Consider the following 17,019-nt stretch of genomic DNA (forward strand, 5'->3'; position numbering starts at 1 on the left):
CTACTTCTTCGCCTTCGCGTCACCGTCGGAGTCCGAGGACAGCACCGCGATGAAGGCCTCCTGCGGGACCTCCACGCTGCCGACCATCTTCATCCGCTTCTTGCCTTCCTTCTGCTTCTCCAGCAGCTTCCGCTTACGGGAGATGTCACCGCCGTAGCACTTGGCGAGGACGTCCTTGCGGATGGCGCGGACCGTCTCACGGGCGATGACCCGGCTGCCGATGGCGGCCTGGATCGGCACCTCGAAGCTCTGCCGCGGGATCAGCTCCCGCAGCTTGGCGACCAGCCGCACGCCGTACGCGTACGCCTTGTCCTTGTGGCAGATCGCGGAGAAGGCGTCGACCTTGTCGCCGTGCAGCAGGATGTCGACCTTGACCAGGTCGGCGGTCTGCTCGCCGGTGGGCTCGTAGTCCAGCGAGGCATAGCCACGGGTCTTGGACTTGAGCTGGTCGAAGAAGTCGAAGACGACCTCGGCGAGCGGCAGCGTGTAGCGGATCTCCACACGGTCCTCGGAGAGGTAGTCCATGCCGAGGAGGTTGCCGCGGCGGTTCTGGCACAGCTCCATGATCGCGCCGATGAACTCGCTGGGCGCCAGGATCGTGGCCCGGACGACCGGCTCGTGCACCTGGTCGATCTTGCCCGTCGGGAACTCGCTCGGGTTGGTGACCTCGTGCTCGACCCCGTCCTCCATGTCGACGCGGTAGACCACGTTCGGCGCGGTGGCGATGAGTTCGAGGCCGAACTCGCGCTCCAGACGCTCGCGGATGACCTCCAGGTGCAGCAGGCCCAGGAAGCCGACGCGGAAGCCGAAGCCCAGGGCCGCGGAGGTCTCCGGTTCGTAGACCAGCGCGGCGTCGTTGAGCTGCAGCTTGTCCAGTGCGTCGCGCAGCTCCGGGTAGTCCGAGCCGTCCAGGGGGTACAGGCCGGAGAACACCATCGGCTTGGGGTCCTTGTAGCCGCCCAGCGGCTCCTCGGCACCCTTGTTGAGCTGGGTGATCGTGTCACCCACCTTGGACTGCCGGACGTCCTTCACACCGGTGATCAGATAGCCGACCTCACCGACGGACAGACCGTCGGCAGCCTTCATCTCCGGGGAGTTCGTACCGATTTCCAGCAGCTCGTGCGTCGCGCCGGTCGACATCATCCTGATGCGCTCGCGCTTGCGGAGCGTGCCGTCGACGACCTTCACGTAGGTCACGACACCGCGGTAGGCGTCGTAGACCGAGTCGAAGATCATCGCGCGGGCGGGGGCGTCCTTGACGCCGACCGGGGCCGGCACCTCGCGGACGACCTTGTCCAGCAGCTCGGGAACGCCGACGCCGGTCTTGGCGGAGACCCTCAGCACATCCTCGGGCTCGCAGCCGACCAGATTGGCCAGCTCGGCGGCGAACTTCTCGGGCTGCGCGGCCGGCAGATCGATCTTGTTGAGGACGGGGATGATCGTGAGGTCGTGCTCCATCGCCAGGTAGAGGTTGGCGAGGGTCTGGGCCTCGATCCCCTGAGCGGCGTCGACGAGGAGGATGCAGCCCTCGCACGCGGCGAGCGAGCGCGAGACCTCGTAGGTGAAGTCGACGTGGCCCGGGGTGTCGATCATGTTGAGGACGTGGGTCGTGCCACTTCCCTCTTCACCCTCGGAGGGATCCCAGGGCAGCCGGACCGCCTGGGACTTGATCGTGATGCCGCGCTCGCGCTCGATGTCCATGCGGTCGAGGTACTGCGCGCGCATCTGCCGCTGGTCGACGACACCGGTGAGCTGGAGCATCCGGTCGGCGAGCGTCGACTTGCCGTGGTCGATGTGCGCGATGATGCAGAAGTTACGGAGGAGGGCCGGATCGGTACGGCTCGGCTCCGGCACGTTCGTAGGGGTCGCGGGCACGCAGGGTCCATTCAGTGAACGCGGGTAGGCGGGACTCGGGTATGTGACGTCTCCCCCATCGTCCCATGAGCGAGGGACTCGGTCCGGTTTGGGCGGGGCAGAGGCGGAATCGGGCGGGGCGGGGCGGGGGCCTGGCGGTTCCGGGGGCAGGGAACGGGCGGGCTCCGGGGGCGGGTGCGGGCGGGCCGGGGGGCCTGGGGGAGGGCGGCTCAGGGGACAGGAACGGGCGGGCTCCGGGGCCGGGTACGGGCGGGCCGGGCGGTATGGGGGCGGGCGGCTTCGGCAGCTCGGGGGCGGGCGGTGGCCGGCTGCTCCGGCGGTGGCCGGGCGGTGGGTCCGGCAGTGGCCGGGCGGTGGGTCCGGTCCGGTTTGGGAGGCCGTAGACCGTGCTGGTAGCCTGGTCCACTGCGCTTCGTGCCCTCTCTCGTACGAGGCGCCACTCGAAACTCCAACGAACCTGAAAAGGCTCTTTCGTGGCGAACATCAAGTCCCAGATGAAGCGGATCAAGACCAACGAGAAGGCTCGTCAGCGCAACAAGGCTGTCAAGTCCACTCTGAAGACCGCGATCCGTCGCACCCGCGAGGCCGTGGAGGCCGGTGACCTGCAGAAGGCCACCACCGCCCAGGCCGCCGCTGCCAAGACGCTCGACAAGGCCGTCAGCAAGGGTGTCATCCACAAGAACGCCGCCGCCAACAAGAAGTCGGCGCTGGCGAAGAAGGTCGCGTCCCTCAAGGGCTGACCTTCCGACGGAAGAAGGTCCTCGGCCTGTCCAGGCCTGATCTTCGTCCCACCACCGCAGTACCAGAGCAGTAACCCTGCCGACAGGGACCCAGCGGCCCCTCTCTCCGCTCCCTGACCGGTGCACCACCGCGCCGCACACGGCCTGCGTTCGCCACGCGGGTGCGGCGCACCCCGGCTCACCCGGCGGTCACCACCGCCGACGAAGCCGCAAAGCTTGATACAGAGGCCCCGCCTCACCCCTTCCCCAGGGGTGAGGCGGGGCCTTTTGTCGTGGTGGGGGGGCAGGCCGCTGCCGGGCTTCGTCGGTTGTTTGCCGGGGTGCTTGTCGGGGTGCTTATCGGCCTGCCTTTCGTCGACCTGGCGTTTATCGGCGGGTTCCGTCCGCGGGTTCTGTCGGCGGATTCCGTCGGCGGCGCCTGTCACCACAGCAACAAGCGCATCCACAACAAATCCCACAGCACATTTCACGGCAAAGCCCGCAAGGAAATCCCGTAACAAGGGGGCTCGGACTGCTCGCCGTAGAAGGAGTGCGGGGCACCACACCGGGTCCACTTTCGGCCAGGTCCGCTACGCTTCGGCCATGTCCATATCGGGGGATCAGAACAATCCGTACGGCCAGCCGCAGCCCCATCCCTACGGCCAGGTTCCCGCGCCGCAGAATCCGGTGCCCGCGCAGCAGAACCCCTACGCACAGCAGGCCCCGCCGCAAGGGCCGGCCGGCGGATACGGCTATCCGGCATCCGGCGCACCCGCCGCGCCCGGCGCGCCTGACGGCGCGGGCAGCGGCACGTCCGGCTGGCTCTGGGCGATCGGCGGGACCGTCGCCGCGTCCGCGATCTGGGGCTCCGTACTGTTCGCCACCGGCGGCTTCTCCTCCGAGCCCAGCCCCGACCTCGCGGGCTACGGCTACACCAGTGATCTGTGTGCAGACACCTCGATGACCCCGTTCGAGAACGCCGACTTCAAGACCAAGGCGAACACCGGCACGGCCTCGAAGAGCGCCAACCCGCAGCACAGCGGCGCCCAGCAGACCTCGCTGGACACCATGTGGTGCAACGTCTCGCTGGAGAAGGAGAACGCAAGCAGCTCCGACTACTCCTCGACCTGGCTCTACAACACCGCCACGCTGCACAAGAAGACCGACCCCGGGCCCGAATTCGCCGACACCTACCGCTCGTACGAGAAGCAGGACGCCTCCGTCGGCTATCGGGTCGAGGCCGTGCCGGGCATCGGTGACGAAGCTTTTCTCGTGACCCGGAAGGACGACGGCAGCACGAGCTCCGGTTCGTATGTGATCCTCGGCGTCCGGGACGGCTGGATGACGTACCAGTCGACATGGTCAAGCTATGCGTCGAGCCGCAGCTCCACCAAGCAGCCGACCGCCGACGAGGTCGCCACGATGCTGAAGAACAGCGCCACGGACACGCTCAAGCGGCTGCAGAATTCGCGGTCCCGGTGAGGCACTCGCGGTCCCGGTGAGGCACCCGCGGTCCCGGTGAGGCACCCGCGGTCCCGGTGAAGCACTCGCAGTCTCGGTGAGGCACCCGCGGTCCCCGTGAGGCGCTCGCAGTCTCGGTGAGGCACCCGCGGTCCCAGTGAAGCGCTCGCAGTCTCGGTAAGGCGCTCGCGATGCCTCCCGGTGAGAGGCTCGCGGTCTCGGTGGTACCCGACGCGTAGCTGCTATCCCGGGAGTTCGGGTGCCCGATGAGGGGGAGCGCGGTGCCCGCGGATCGCGCGTCGGCAGGTCGCTCCCAGGTACCGGACGCGCAGCTGCTACCTCAGCGTGACCGAGCACACGGCCGCCGCCGCGTCACCGCCAACGAGCACACGGCTGCCGCCGCGTCACCGCGCCGGGCACCCGGCTGCCGCTTCACCGCGACCGGGCCGCCCGGGCGATCGCCACGACGGCCTTCTCCAGGGCGTACTCGGGATCGTCACCGCCGCCCTTCACTCCCGCATCGGCCGCCGCCACCGCGCGCAGCGCCGTAGCCACACCGTCCGCCGACCAGCCGCGCATCTGCTGCCGTACCCGGTCGATCTTCCAGGGCGGCATGCCGAGGTCGCGGGCGAGGTCGCCGGGGCGGGCGCCGCGCGGGGCGGAGGCCAGCTTGCCGATGGCGCGGACGCCCTGGGCCAGCGCGCTGGTGATCATGACGGGGGCGACGCCGGTGGCGATCGCCCAGCGCAGTGCCTCCAGCGCCTCGGCGGCCCGGCCCTCGACGGCACGGTCCGCAACGGTGAAGCTCGATGCCTCGGCCCGGCCCGTGTAGTAGCGCGCAACGACGGCCTCGTCGATCGTGCCCTCGACATCGGCGGTCAGCTGCGCACAGGCCGATGCCAGCTCACGCAGATCGCTGCCGATCGCGTCGACCAGCGACTGGCAGGCCTCGGGCGTCGCCGAACGCCCCGTCGCACGGAATTCGCCCCGTACGAAGGCCAGCCGGTCGGCGGGCTTGGTCATCTTGGGGCAGGCCACTTCCCGCCCACCGGCCTTACGGGCGGCGTCCAGCAGGCCCTTCCCCTTGGCGCCGCCGGCATGCAGCAGCACCAGCGTGATCTCCTCGGCGGGCGAGCCGAGATAGGCCTTGACGTCCTTGATGGTGTCCGCGGAAAGATCCTGGGCGGCCCGCACCACGACGACCTTGCGCTCGGCGAAGAGCGAGGGGCTGGTCAGCTCGGCGAGGGTGCCGGGCTGCAGCTGATCGGGGGTGAGGTCGCGCACATCGGTGTCCGCATCGGCTGCCCGGGCAGCCGCCACCACCTGCTGCACCGCGCGGTCCAGCAGCAGGTCTTCCTGGCCCACCGCGATCGTGACGGGGGCAAGCGGGTCATCGTGAGCTGTCTTCCTGGCCATCGCGGTCCAGCATCCCACGTGCCACTGACAACCCGGCCCGGACGCTCTCCCGCCCCTGCCGGGCAGGACCGTCCTCCCGCTGTCGGACAATGGCCCGGTGAATGATGCTGCCCCACACCACCCCGAGGTACGACATGAGCGCCACGTACTGGTGCTGCCCGACCGCGACGCGGCGGAGGAGGTGGCCGACGCTCTGACCGAACGTTTCGGTGTCACCGAGGAGCCCCAGCTCGTACGGGACGCCCTGGCCGGTGAGGACGACGCCGAGGACGCGCAGTGGCTGGTGGTCGTCGAGGACCCGGACGCCGCTCACGACCCCGCGCGGCTGCACGAGCTCGCGGCGGAGTACGAGGGCTGGCGCGAGGCCGAGTAACGACAGGCCGGCCGCGCGTCCCGCCCTCCGAGCGGATGACGAGGCTACGGACGCTCCTGGGCGCCCGCCCCGCGGGGCGGCACCTCGCCCACCACGGGCTCCCGGTCCAGAACGATCCCGAAGTACTCCCGGTAGGCGGCGAGGACCTCCTCCGCACCTACCTGGCGCTCCTCGCGTGCGCCGTCCACCCCGGTGGTCACCAGCGTACGGCCGGTGAGCGTGATCCGGCCGGTCTCCGTCAGCCGTGAGCACACCAGGGACTGGGTGAAGTGCGACGCGGGCGAGGTCTGGTTCCACCAGCAGCCGACCCTGAAGTCCGCGTATGCACGCGGACGTTGCTCAAGGCGGTACTGCGGGGAACCGTCCCTCAGGACATCGAGATCGCCCGTCTCCGTCTCCTCGATCCGGAACACCCCGCCGGGATCGGTCTGCTCGGCACGGCTGTCCCAGCGCAGCGGCAAGTGGCTGTGCCTGCCGAAGCCGACGTCCGCAAGCCACGGCCCGCCGGGTGTCTGTACGCGCAGCGCAAGGTGGTCGTACGGAATCCCGAGCTTTCCGTCGCCGCCGAACACGCGGGCGGACAACAGCTCGACCTCATAACCGAGCGCGCCCAGCAGCATGGCGAACGCACCGTTGAGCTCGTAACAGAAGCCGCCGCGCCGGGCACCGACGATCTTGTCGAGCACCGGCTGCTCCGCGAGCACGATCTCCTCGCCGAGGTGGATGGAGAGGTTCTCGAAGGGGACGGTGCGCAGATGACTGAGGTGCAGTGCACGCAGCGCGTCGGTATCGGGGGCGGCGGGGCGGCCGACGCCGATCCGGTCCAGGTAGGCGTCAGCGGCAGCGGTGTCCATCAGGTGTGCGTCCTCTCCGCAGCGAACCAGCGGCGGGTCCGTTCCGCCGCCGAGGCAGGCGTACCGGCCATCACCTCGGCAAGGGTCTGTGCGGCCAGCTCACGCCGCCAGGCCAGCTCGGCCTTGCGCATCGCCGTGGAGATGCCACAGGGCCGGCCGAACTCCCTGCCGGACGCCACTGCGCCGGCCCCGTTCCGACGGATTTCGGTACACCGGAATACATCGTCGGTGCCCTCGATCGCCGCAACGACATCCATCAGAGTGATCCGCTCCGGCGGCCGTGCCAACTGGAAACCACCTCGCGCACCGGGCGTGGAGCTCAGAATCCCGGCCCGGACCAGCGCCTGCAGCCGCTTGTTCAGGTAGGCCGCCGGCAACTCGAAGGAAGCCGCCAGCCGAGCGGTGGACACGGGTCCGTCTCCGTCGAGCCAGGCCAGCGTCACACAGCAGTGCAGGCCCCACTCGACGCCCTCACTCATCCTCATAATCTGGAGTTTACAGGTCCTGGTTCCGCGCCTTTCCTCCCTTGTCCGGCCGCTGCGGCCGCTCCGGCAGCTCCGGCCTCCGCCGGGCGGGCAGCGGGGGCGGCTCAGGCACCGTCGCAGATGACGTCGTTGATGACGTTGCTGATGACTCCGCTCATGGCATCTGCTGACGTCGCCGATGGCACCTGCGTTGACGTATCTGTCGGCGTCTCAGTTGGCGTATCTGTCGGCGTCTCGGTTGGCGTATCTGTTGGCCTCGCGGTTGGCGGGAGTTGACGGGACGGGGACGGCTCCTGGAGCGACGGCTGCCTGCCGTACGCACGTCGGCTCGACGCGCGCCGACGCGCGTACGGGCCTGGGTTCTCGGACCGTTGACCAGCCGGACTTTGACCCGGTGGCCGGTGACCGTCGCGGTCAGTCCGGCCGTGGTGCCGAGGATCGCGATGGCTCCGTCGGTGTCCGTACGCAACACCCGGGCACCCTGGGCGCGGAGCGCCGAGATGGTGCGGGGCGCCGGATGGCCGTACGGGTTGTCGGCGCCGCAGGAGATCAGCGCCAGACGCGGCGCCAGCCGGTGTATCAACGGCGGGTCCTGATAGGCGGAGCCGTGGTGTGCCACCTTCAGGACATCGACGCCGCCAAGTTCGGGGTGCGCCACGAACAGCCCTCGCTGTGCGGGCGGTTCCAGGTCTCCGAGCAGCAGAATGGTCAGCCCGCCCGTACGGACAAGCAGGGTGACGCTGGCGTCGTTGGGGCCGTCGAGGGCGTCGGATCCGGCGGGACCGTCGGGGCCGGGAAGAGCGGGCGGGGTGGGTGGCCAGAGGACCTCCCAGGTCAGCGGACCCAGGTGGCGGCGCTCCCCCGGTGTGGCACGGACGACCGGCACCCGGGCCGCGGCAGCCGTACTGCGCACGAACTGGGCCTGCCCCGGAGGTTCTTGCAGGGTCGTGGTCTCGATCGCACCGACCGAGCGCCCGCGGAGCGCCCCGGGGAGCCCGTCCACATGGTCGGCGTGGAAGTGCGTCAGGACGAGGAGGGGGATGCGCCGGACACCCAGGTCGGTCAGGCAGCGGTCGATGGCGTGGGGTTCGGGCCCGGTGTCCACCACCAGCGCCGTGCCGTCCCCGGCCGCCAGCACCAGGCCGTCGCCCTGCCCCACGTCGCAGACCACGGCACGCCAGCCCGGCGGCGGCCAGCCGGTGAGGACACGGGTGAACGGCGCGGGCCGCCACACCGCCAGGATCACCGCCAACGCGCAGAGCCCACACAACCAGGGACGGCGCAGCACCCTGCGGCCGAGCGGCACCAGGAGCACCATGGCGGCCGCCAGCGCCAGCCCACCGGCCCAGCCGCCCGGCCAGGCGAACTCCGCCCCCGGCAGCGCCGCTCCCGTACGGGCGACACCGGCGATCCACTCGGCGGGCCAGCCCGCGCACCACGCCAGCGCCTGGGCGACCGGCGGCACGACCGGAGCGGCGGCGAGGGCCGCGAAGCCCAGGACCGTCGCGGGGGCCACGGCCAGCTCGGCCAGCAGATTGCAGGGCACGGCGACCAGGCCCACCCGGGCCGCCAGCACGGCGACGACGGGGGCGCAGACCGCCTGGGCGGCGGCCGCGGCGGCGATCACCTCGGCGAGGCGGGGCGGCACCCGGCGCCGTTGAAGTGCGGCGCTCCAACGCGGCGCGAGCAGCAGCAGCGCGCCGGTCGCCAGGACAGAGAGCAGAAAGCCGTAGCTGTGGGCGAGCCAGGGGTCGTAGAGCACCAGCAGCAGCACCGCGGCAGCGAGCGCGGGGAGCAGCGAACGGCGGCGGCCGGTGCCGATCGCGAGCAACGTGATCAGGCCACAGGCGGCGGCCCGCAGCACGCTCGGGTCCGGGCGGCACACCACGACGAAGGCGAGGGCGAGCGCGCCGCCGATGACCGCCGTGCCGCGCAGCGACAGCCCCAGGCGCGGCGCCAGCCCACGGCGCTCGGCGCGTGTCGCCAGATGCGGCGGGCCGATCAGCAGCGCGAGCACAATCGTCAGATTGCTGCCGGACACGGCGAGCAGATGCGTCAGATCGGTGGCACGGAAGGCGTCATCCAGATCCGGCGGCACACGCGAGGTGTCCCCCACCACGAGGCCCGGCAACAGCGCTCGGGCGTCGGGACGCAACCCGTCGGTGGCCTCACGCAGCCCGGCACGCAGGCTCCCCGCCAAGCGCTGCGCCGCGTCCGGCGCACCCACCTTGACCGGCGGCGCGTCGGCGGTGACCCGCAGCACGGCGGCCACCTGATCGCCAGAGGCCAGCGGCGGCGCAGCACGCGCCACCACCCGGATCCGGGTGGACGGCAGTAGCCCCCGCCACGCCGACGCGATGCCCCCACGGGCGTCCGCGCGGCCTTCCGCTCCCGGCTGCGGCGGGCCGGTGACTGAGCTCTGCGGGCCGGTGGCGGCGGTCTGCGGGGCGGTTGCAGCGGTCTGCGGGGCGACGGGCGAGCCGTGCGGGCCGATCACCGCGGCCTGCAGGGCAGCGGGCAAACCTTGCGCGGCAGACACCGAAGCCTCCGGCGCAGCGCCCGGAACAGGTGGGGCGGCGGCCCGAGGCGGCGGGACGCCGGGCGGCCCCGGTGGGGCAGCGGGCGAGCCCGCGGTTACTGAGGGCGGACGTGCGGCGCCCGGGTTCTGAGGGACGGCAGCGGGCGAGCCCTGCCACGCAGTGCCCGGATTCTGCGGGAGGGCAGCCGAGGTCCGCGAGGCGGCGCCCGCGTTCTGCGGGCCGCCACGCCCCTCGGCCCGGTCGTGCCCGCCACCCGCGCCGCGCCCTCCTCCGGGCTGCTGTACGACCACCAGGGCCGGTGTGCGGACAGCGGTGACCTCGCCATCCGGCGCCGTGACACGGAGGGCATCAGCCGTGAACACCAGGACCGAGGGCGTCCGTTGGGAGCCCCGCACCTTGGGGCGGGTCAGCCGTGGGTCGCCGGTCAGCTCCAGTTCCACCGTGACCCGCGCATACTGCTCGGCCAGGGCCGGAAGCGGCCCACGCCGCAGATCCGAGGCATGCAGCGCCGCGGACGCAGCCCCCGCCGCGGCACACAGCAACACCGCGGCCAGGGCCACCAACGCGCCGGCCGGCCGGAGGCGGGGAGAGCGGCGGCGGGGCGACTCCGCTCCTCGCCGCCCGGTCTCGGCCCGGGGAACGACGCCGGGCTGCTCCTCCGCCCCTGATTCACCCTCGGCCCTGCGCCGCACTACAGCCACCCATAGCGCAACGGCCGCGAGCACCACGGCCGCGCCACAGGCCACCGCCACTCCCCCACCGGGGGCGCCCAGACCGATCGCCGCGGCGCCCCAGGCCGCCAGCGCGGGCGCGACGAGACGCAGATCGGCCGGGCCCTCCTGATGCGGGTCCGAGGCACCGTGTGGCGACGCCGCCGTGGCGTGCACGGTGGCGCGAGGGCTGGTCATGGCACCACCAGGGGGCGCAGATCGGCGAAACGGCGGTCACCGATCCCGGTCACCTGGCGGAGCTGGTCCACCGAGGTGAATCCGCCGTGCTGGGTGCGGAATTCGACGATGTGCCGGGCCAGCACAGGGCCCACTCCGGGGAGAGAGTCGAGCTGCTGCTCGGTCGCCGCACTGAGACTGACCGGGCCACCCGGACCACCCCCGGCCCTCGGCAGCCCACTCCCCGGCCCGCCGGCCCCCACGCCAGCGGGGCCGGCGCCGCCCCCGGACCCAGCCCCGCCACCCGCCGCACCGACCACGATCTGTTCGCCGTCGGTCAGCAGCCGCGCCCGGTTGAGCCCATGGATGTTCGTCCCCCGCAGCACGCCACCCGCGGCCCGCAGGGCATCGACCACCCGCGACCCCCGCGGCATCCGCTGAATGCCGGGGTGCCGGACCTTGCCCGTGACATCGACGACCAGCTGTCGCCCCGCAGTGCCCGGCGGGCCGTTCGCCACCGCGGTGCCGGACGATGACGCTGACGGCAACGACGGTGCTCGCGAGTCGGGGCCAGGTGCCCCTCGGGCACGTTCGGCGGCCGGAGCCCGTACCGGCTCGGGACGGCCCGCCCAGAAGTGCTGCACGGCGAACCCCACAGCCACCACGAGCACCAGGACCAGGGCGGCGAGCGCCTTCGGGTCGGTGCCGCACCGTAACTGCACCCATAGCGGGAGCCGTTCGCGCACCGCACACCACACCCGCTCCCCACGGCCTGAGCCGGGCGGATCATGCCCAGGAGGCGGCGGACCGGCCTCGGCAGCGGCCCCCGCGTCGCCGAAAATCGCCGCGGCCCGGGCCCGCACCCTCTCGCGCTCCCACTCCCGCCGCTCCGCCCCGCCGGATGGAACAGCGGCCCCATCCGGCGGGGCGGAGAGAACCGATGCAGACGCAGGAGACGAGACAGACGGCGAGGCCGGAAAAACCTCTGGCGCAGAGCGAGACAAGTTCATACCGACCGACGCTAAGCACCCCGAGCGGATCTCGCCGAGCAGCCTCAAATCCGGTGGACAGAGCCCCAGTTGTGGACAACTCCGTCACCCACAGGGCACCCCACCGCCCCTCTCACCGCGGCGAAACCACAACCCCCAACAGCCCGGGACCCGTATGCGCGCCGATCACCGCGCCCACCTCGCTCACATGCAGCTCGTTGAGACCGGGAACCCGCTCCCGCAACCGCTGGGCCAGGGCGTCCGCGCGCTCCGCCGCGGCGAGATGGTGGACCGCGATATCGACCTGGCCCTCGCCAGCCCGCTCCGCGGCGATCTCCTCGAGCCGCGCGATGGCCTTGGACGCCGTACGGACCTTCTCCAGCAGCTCGATCCGCCCGTCCGCCAGCTGCAGGAGCGGTTTGACGGCGAGCGCGGAGCCGAACAGCGCCTGGGCCGCGCCGATCCGGCCACCGCGGCGCAGATAGTCGAGGGTGTCGACGTAGAAGTAGGCGGAGGTGCCCGCTGCGCGCTTCTCCGCGGCGGCGACCGCTTCGTCCACGTCCCCACCGGCCTCCGCCGTCTCCGCGGCCGCGAGGGCGCAGAAGCCGAGAGCCATCGCGACCATCCCGGTGTCCACGACGCGTACGGGCACCGGAGCTTCCTTGGCCGCCAGCACCGCCGCGTCGTAGGTGCCGGAGAATTCCGAGGAGAGGTGGAGCGAGACGATGCCGCTCGCGCCGGCCGCCGCGACCTTGCGGTAGGTCTCCGCGAACGTCGCCGGGCTGGGCCGGGAGGTCGTCACCGGTCGGCGCTTCTGCAGCGCCTGGGCAAGGGATCTCGCGGAGATTTCGGTGCCCTCTTCCAGGGCCTGGTCCCCCAGGACGACGGTCAGTGGCACGGCCGTGATGTGGTGACGCTCGATGGCCGCCCGCGGCAAGTAGGCCGTGGAATCAGTGACGATCGCGACATGGCGGGACATGACAGGGAGGTTATCCGGGGATCCGGACGCCGCACAGTGCGGGCCCTCCCCAAGATCTTCCAGCTTTACCCAAGGCTCTGCCAAGAGCCTGCCGAAAGGCACCGCCGACGCCCTCGGTCCGCCGGTCCGGGGCGATCACGTCTACGCCGCTGGCGTCCCCGCGTCCGCCATGCCCCCAGGAGCAGGAGCCCGGTCCTTCACCGCCGTCTTCTCCCGGGGCCCCGCCCCGCCCCCACCCCACCCCTCGCCCCTCCTGCTGCTACGGCCTCACGTGGTCGTGTCCTCCGTCCGCGGTGCCTTCTGCCACGGGTAGGACGGCTGGGCACGCGGGTCCCGGGCGGTGATCGCCGGCGGGTCCTCGGGCGTCGGGCTCCAGGAGCGGGCGGCGGAGGCGCTGCCCGGCCGGGCAGCGGCGTCCGGAGGACCGCCGGCGGTACCGGCCCGTGTCTGCCCCTCCGTCGGCTGCCCTCCCGTGGGGCGCTTCGTCTCTCCCGGTGCTGCGCTCTCCGGACGGCCCGGTACGGGATCCCGCAGCGGATCCACGGCGTCCTCGACCCGGGTCCAGTGCCGCAGCGCTCCCGACTCCACATCGATCTGGTCGCTCAGCGAGGCCAGATCGTCCTCCGCGAACTTGCGTGCGCGGTCGCGCGCGGCCCAGCGCAGCGACTCCGCGGAGTGCGTGATCCGCTCCAGGCGCTCCCGGAGATCCGGGAGCCGGGCGGCGATGGTGGCCCGGTCGGGTTCGCGTTCGAGCCGCTTGAGCTCGTCGTCCAGTTCATGGCCATGGGCGCTCAGGCGCTCGAAGAGGCCGATCGCCTCGCTGAGGGAGGCATCGTCCGGCGACCCCGCGTGGAGCACCTCCTGGGTGGCGCGCATGGAGGTGCGCAGGGAGAGCCTGAGCTGCGCCAGTTCGCCGACCACGCCGGGCTGGGAGAACTGCCGGGCCCGGAGGGTGGTGTCCTCGACGGTCCTGCGGGCCTGGGCGACCGTGCGGTCCACTCCGCGTTTGGCCGCCTTGACCGCCTTGACCGTCACGAAGACCCCGGCCAGAACAAACAGCACGAAGAGCAGTCCCACGATGGCGACGGCGGCTTCCATGGGCTCTCCCCAGACGTGTCGGCGGCGCCGGTTCCCGGCCCGCGCCCTGTACCTCCACGGTAAACGCCTCGGGCAGGCTGCGGGTTCCGGAAGAACCCCCAACCTGCCCGTAGGGGAAACCCCCAAGGCGCTCACGGAGCACCGGCAGTGCGGGCCGAGGCAGCCTCACGACCGGCCCGGTGAGACACCGGCGGTGTCCCCGGAATCCCGCTGCCGGGCGCCCGGGGACCGGCCCCGGGCGCCCGCCGACGGTCTACGCCGGAACGATGTTCACCAGCTTCGGCGCCCGGACGATGACCTTCCGGATGCCCGCGCCGTCCAGCGCCGCGACCACGGCCGGCTCGGCCAGGGCCGCCGCCTCCAGGTCCGCGTCGGAGATCGACGGAGCGACCTCCAGGCGCGCCTTGACCTTGCCCTTGATCTGCACGACGCAGGTCACGGTCTCGTCCACGACGTACGCCGGGTCGGCCACCGGGAAGTCCGCATGCACGACGGAGTCGGTGTGGCCCAGCTTGCGCCACAGCTCCTCGGCGATGTGCGGCGCCAGCGGGGCGACCAGCAGCACCAGCCGCTCCGCGACCGTGCGCGGGACGGGGGTACCCGCCTTGGTCAGGTGGTTGTTCAGCTCGGTCACCTTGGCGATGGCGGTGTTGAAGCGCAGGTTCGCCATGTCCTGGGTGACGCCGTCGATCGCCTTGTGCAGGGCACGCAGGGCGGCCTCGTCCGGCTCGGTGTCGACGACGGTGACCTCGCCGGTCGCCTCGTCGACGACGTTGCGCCACAGGCGCTGCAGCAGGCGGTACTGGCCGACGACGGCCCGGGTGTCCCACGGGCGCGACACGTCCAGCGGGCCCATCGCCATCTCGTACAGGCGCAGGGTGTCCGCGCCGTACTCGGCACAGATCTCGTCGGGAGTGACGGCGTTCTTCAGGGACTTGCCCATCTTGCCCAGGACGCGGCTGACCTTCTCGCCCTGGTAGTAGTAGGCGCCGTCGCGCTCCTCGACCTCGGCGGCCGGGACGGCGATACCGCGGCTGTCCCGGTAGACGAAGGCCTGGATCATGCCCTGGTTGTACAGCTTGTGGAACGGCTCGGAGGACGAGACATGTCCCAGGTCGTGCAGCACCTTGGACCAGAAGCGGGCGTACAGCAGGTGCAGTACGGCGTGCTCCGCGCCGCCCACGTACAGGTCGACGCCGCCGGCCGGCTGCCCCTCGCGCGGGCCCATCCAGTACTGCTCGACCGCCGGGTCGACCAGCGCCTCGCCGTTGTGGGGGTCCAGGTAGCGCAGCTCGTACCAGCACGAACCCGCCCAGTTGGGCATGGTGTTGGTCTCGCGGCGGTAGCGCTTGATGCCGTCGCCCAGGTCCAGGTCGACATGGACCCAGTCCTCGTTGCGGGACAGCGGGGTCTCCGGCTGGGTGTCGGCGTCGTCCGGGTCGAAGGTCCGCGGGGAGTAGTCCTCGACCTCGGGCAGCTCCAGCGGCAGCATCGACTCGGGCAGTGCGCGCGCCACACCGTCCTCGTCGTAGACGATCGGGAACGGCTCGCCCCAGTAGCGCTGCCGGCTGAACAGCCAGTCGCGCAGCCGGAAGTTGACGGTTCCCTCGCCGATGCCCTGGTCGGCCAGCCACGCGGTGATCTTCGCCTTGGCTTCCGTGACGCCCAGGCCGTCCAGCGAGACCGCCGCACCGGACGAGTTCACGATCTTGGCGTCGTACGAGGCGAAGGCGTCGTCCCAGGTCGAGGGGTCGGTGCTGCGGCCGTCCGACGGCTCGACGACACAGCGCATCGGCAGCTCGAAGGCGCGGGCGAAGGCGAAGTCGCGGCTGTCGTGGGCGGGGACGGCCATGATCGCGCCGGTGCCGTAGCCCATCAGGACGTAGTCGGCGATGAAGACCGGGACCTGTTCGCCACTGACCGGGTTGGCCGCGAAGGCGCCCGTGAAGACGCCGGTCTTGTCCTTGGCCTCGGCCTGCCGCTCGACGTCCGACTTGGAGGCGGCCTGCTTGCGGTAGGCGGCGACGGCGTCACCGGGGGTGGCGTGGCCGCCGGTCCACACGTCGTGGGTGCCCTCGGGCCAGGCGTCCGGGACGATGGAGCCCGTGCCGCTGCCGTTGTCGGACCCGGCGACCAGCGGGTGCTCGGGCGCCAGCACCATGTACGTCGCGCCGAACAGGGTGTCCTGGCGGGTGGTGAAGACGGTGATCTTGTCGTCGCCCACCGGGAAGTCGACCCGGGCGCCCTCGGAGCGGCCGATCCAGTTGCGCTGCTGCAGCTTGATGGCGTCCGGCCAGTCCAGCGCGTCCAGGTCGTTCAGCAGCCGGTCGGCGTAGGCGGTGATGCGCATGTTCCACTGGCGCAGCTTGGCCTTGAAGACCGGGTAGTTGCCGCGCTCGGACCGGCCGTCGGCGGTGACCTCCTCGTTGGCCAGCACCGTGCCCAGGCCGGGGCACCAGTTGACCGGTGCATCCGAGGCGTACGCCAGGCGGTACTCGCCCAGGATGTTGGCCCGCTCGATGGGGCTCAGCTCGCTCCAGGCCCGGCCGTCGGGGACCGGGCGGGTGCCGGCCTCGAACTGGGCGACCAGGGTGTCGATCGGGCGGGCGGCATCCGCCTCCGGGTCGTACCAGGAGTTGAAGATCTGCAGGAAGATCCACTGGGTCCACTTGTAGTACGCCGGGTCGATCGTCTCGACCGAGCGGCGCTGGTCGTGGCCCAGGCCCAGGCGGCGCAGCTGACGCCGCATGTTCACGATGTTGGCCTCGGTGGAGACCCGCGGGTGGGTCCCGGTCTGCACCGCGTACTGCTCGGCGGGCAGGCCGAAGGCGTCGAAGCCCAGGGTGTGCAGGACGTTGTGGCCCGTCATGCGCTGGTGGCGGGCGTAGACGTCGGTGGCGATGAAGCCCAGGGGGTGCCCGACGTGCAGGCCGGCACCCGACGGGTAGGGGAACATGTCCATGATGAACTTCTTGGGGCGGGCCACCGGCTCGGCGTCGCCGGCCAGGTCGCCCTTCGGGTTCGGGGCCTCGTAGGTCCCGTTCGCCTCCCAGGAGTCCTGCCAGCGTGCCTCGATGTCGGCGGCCAGCGCGGCCGTATAGCGGTGCGGCGCCGCCGTTTCGGTGGGGGCACCTCCCGCGCTTTCGGCAGCGGGGGAGTTGGTCGTCTCGCTCATCGTCTCAAAGCTCCATCGATCGTCTCTGCCAGCGGAAACGCGCCAGATCCCCGGCACGCCGGAAACAAAAAGACCCCTCGCACAGGAGGGGAAGCCGCGCCGATTCCGACGGGGTCTGTCATCCGTCGGTACTGATCAGCGCGGCCCGCTAAGCAGAAGGCGTACGGC

The 17,019-nt window shown here is 71.6% G+C and carries 13 protein-coding genes; 4 read left to right on the forward strand and 9 right to left on the reverse strand.

All coding sequences use genetic code 11. The features are described 5' to 3' along the window. Nucleotides 1-1,875, reverse strand: coding sequence for a translation elongation factor 4 (lepA, locus tag AB0C46_RS19700; RefSeq protein ID WP_362829134.1), 1,875 nt, complete (start codon nucleotides 1,873-1,875; stop codon nucleotides 1-3). Nucleotides 1,876-2,348: 473 nt separating this feature from the next. Here lepA and rpsT point away from each other — a divergent pair, with 473 nt between their 5' ends. The 3 genes from rpsT to AB0C46_RS19715 all read left to right on the forward strand — a co-directional run bounded on the left by rpsT (nucleotide 2,349) and on the right by AB0C46_RS19715 (nucleotide 4,076). Beyond that, nucleotides 2,349-2,615: a 30S ribosomal protein S20 gene (gene rpsT, locus AB0C46_RS19705; protein ID WP_018088219.1), complete on the forward strand. Its 267-nt coding sequence runs from the start codon at nucleotides 2,349-2,351 to the stop codon at nucleotides 2,613-2,615. A 272-nt stretch (nucleotides 2,616-2,887) separates the two neighbouring features. Continuing rightward, entirely contained in the window at nucleotides 2,888-3,112 is a 225-nt protein-coding gene (locus tag AB0C46_RS19710; RefSeq protein ID WP_362829135.1) for a hypothetical protein, read from the forward strand. A gap of 85 nt (nucleotides 3,113-3,197) precedes the next feature. Further along, entirely contained in the window at nucleotides 3,198-4,076 is an 879-nt protein-coding gene (locus AB0C46_RS19715; RefSeq protein WP_362829136.1) for a hypothetical protein, read from the forward strand. A 411-nt stretch (nucleotides 4,077-4,487) separates the two neighbouring features. On the opposite strand, the gene holA is transcribed toward AB0C46_RS19715, so the two are convergent. Beyond that, the gene (gene holA / locus AB0C46_RS19720; RefSeq protein ID WP_362829137.1) at nucleotides 4,488-5,471 is read right to left on the reverse strand and encodes a DNA polymerase III subunit delta; all 984 of its coding nucleotides are present in this window, start codon (nucleotides 5,469-5,471) and stop codon (nucleotides 4,488-4,490) included. Between the two features lie 97 nt (nucleotides 5,472-5,568). Here holA and AB0C46_RS19725 point away from each other — a divergent pair, with 97 nt between their 5' ends. Further along, nucleotides 5,569-5,844, forward strand: coding sequence for a hypothetical protein (locus tag AB0C46_RS19725; protein WP_362829138.1), 276 nt, complete (start codon nucleotides 5,569-5,571; stop codon nucleotides 5,842-5,844). A 44-nt stretch (nucleotides 5,845-5,888) separates the two neighbouring features. Here the strand turns inward: AB0C46_RS19725 and AB0C46_RS19730 are convergent, their stop codons facing one another. The 7 genes from AB0C46_RS19730 to AB0C46_RS19760 form a co-directional block, all read right to left on the reverse strand. Further along, nucleotides 5,889-6,698, reverse strand: coding sequence for an arylamine N-acetyltransferase (locus AB0C46_RS19730; RefSeq protein ID WP_362829139.1), 810 nt, complete (start codon nucleotides 6,696-6,698; stop codon nucleotides 5,889-5,891). After that, the gene (locus tag AB0C46_RS19735; RefSeq protein WP_362829141.1) at nucleotides 6,698-7,183 is read right to left on the reverse strand and encodes an Rrf2 family transcriptional regulator; all 486 of its coding nucleotides are present in this window, start codon (nucleotides 7,181-7,183) and stop codon (nucleotides 6,698-6,700) included. Before AB0C46_RS19735 ends, AB0C46_RS19730 begins: the two co-directional genes overlap by 1 nt. Before the next feature lie 154 nt (nucleotides 7,184-7,337). Further along, entirely contained in the window at nucleotides 7,338-9,722 is a 2,385-nt protein-coding gene (locus tag AB0C46_RS19740) for a ComEC/Rec2 family competence protein (RefSeq protein WP_362829187.1), read from the reverse strand. Between the two features lie 905 nt (nucleotides 9,723-10,627). Continuing rightward, nucleotides 10,628-11,356, reverse strand: a complete 729-nt coding sequence (locus tag AB0C46_RS19745; protein WP_362829142.1) for a ComEA family DNA-binding protein — start codon at nucleotides 11,354-11,356, stop codon at nucleotides 10,628-10,630. Nucleotides 11,357-11,732: 376 nt separating this feature from the next. After that, the gene (locus AB0C46_RS19750; protein WP_362829144.1) at nucleotides 11,733-12,578 is read right to left on the reverse strand and encodes a DegV family protein; all 846 of its coding nucleotides are present in this window, start codon (nucleotides 12,576-12,578) and stop codon (nucleotides 11,733-11,735) included. Between the two features lie 267 nt (nucleotides 12,579-12,845). Continuing rightward, complete coding sequence (locus AB0C46_RS19755) at nucleotides 12,846-13,676, reverse strand: hypothetical protein (protein WP_362829146.1); 831 nt, start codon at nucleotides 13,674-13,676, stop codon at nucleotides 12,846-12,848. Between the two features lie 253 nt (nucleotides 13,677-13,929). Then, nucleotides 13,930-16,851 (reverse strand): class I tRNA ligase family protein, encoded by a 2,922-nt coding sequence (locus tag AB0C46_RS19760; protein ID WP_362829147.1) that lies wholly within the window; start codon nucleotides 16,849-16,851, stop codon nucleotides 13,930-13,932. Nucleotides 16,852-17,019 lie beyond the last annotated feature (168 nt).

This window comes from Streptomyces sp. NPDC048637, from assembly GCF_040650675.1.
Classification (GTDB): Bacteria; Actinomycetota; Actinomycetes; order Streptomycetales; family Streptomycetaceae; genus Streptomyces.

Coding starts and splice junctions, on each gene's coding strand:
- AB0C46_RS19715 (WP_362829136.1), top strand. CDS start 3,198: ATGTCCATATCGGGGGATCAGAACAATCCGTACGGCCAGCCGCAGCCC.
- holA (WP_362829137.1), bottom strand. CDS start 5,471: ATGGCCAGGAAGACAGCTCACGATGACCCGCTTGCCCCCGTCACGATC.
- AB0C46_RS19730 (WP_362829139.1), bottom strand. CDS start 6,698: ATGGACACCGCTGCCGCTGACGCCTACCTGGACCGGATCGGCGTCGGC.
- AB0C46_RS19735 (WP_362829141.1), bottom strand. CDS start 7,183: ATGAGGATGAGTGAGGGCGTCGAGTGGGGCCTGCACTGCTGTGTGACG.
- AB0C46_RS19750 (WP_362829144.1), bottom strand. CDS start 12,578: ATGTCCCGCCATGTCGCGATCGTCACTGATTCCACGGCCTACTTGCCG.
- AB0C46_RS19755 (WP_362829146.1), bottom strand. CDS start 13,676: ATGGAAGCCGCCGTCGCCATCGTGGGACTGCTCTTCGTGCTGTTTGTT.
- AB0C46_RS19760 (WP_362829147.1), bottom strand. CDS start 16,851: ATGAGCGAGACGACCAACTCCCCCGCTGCCGAAAGCGCGGGAGGTGCC.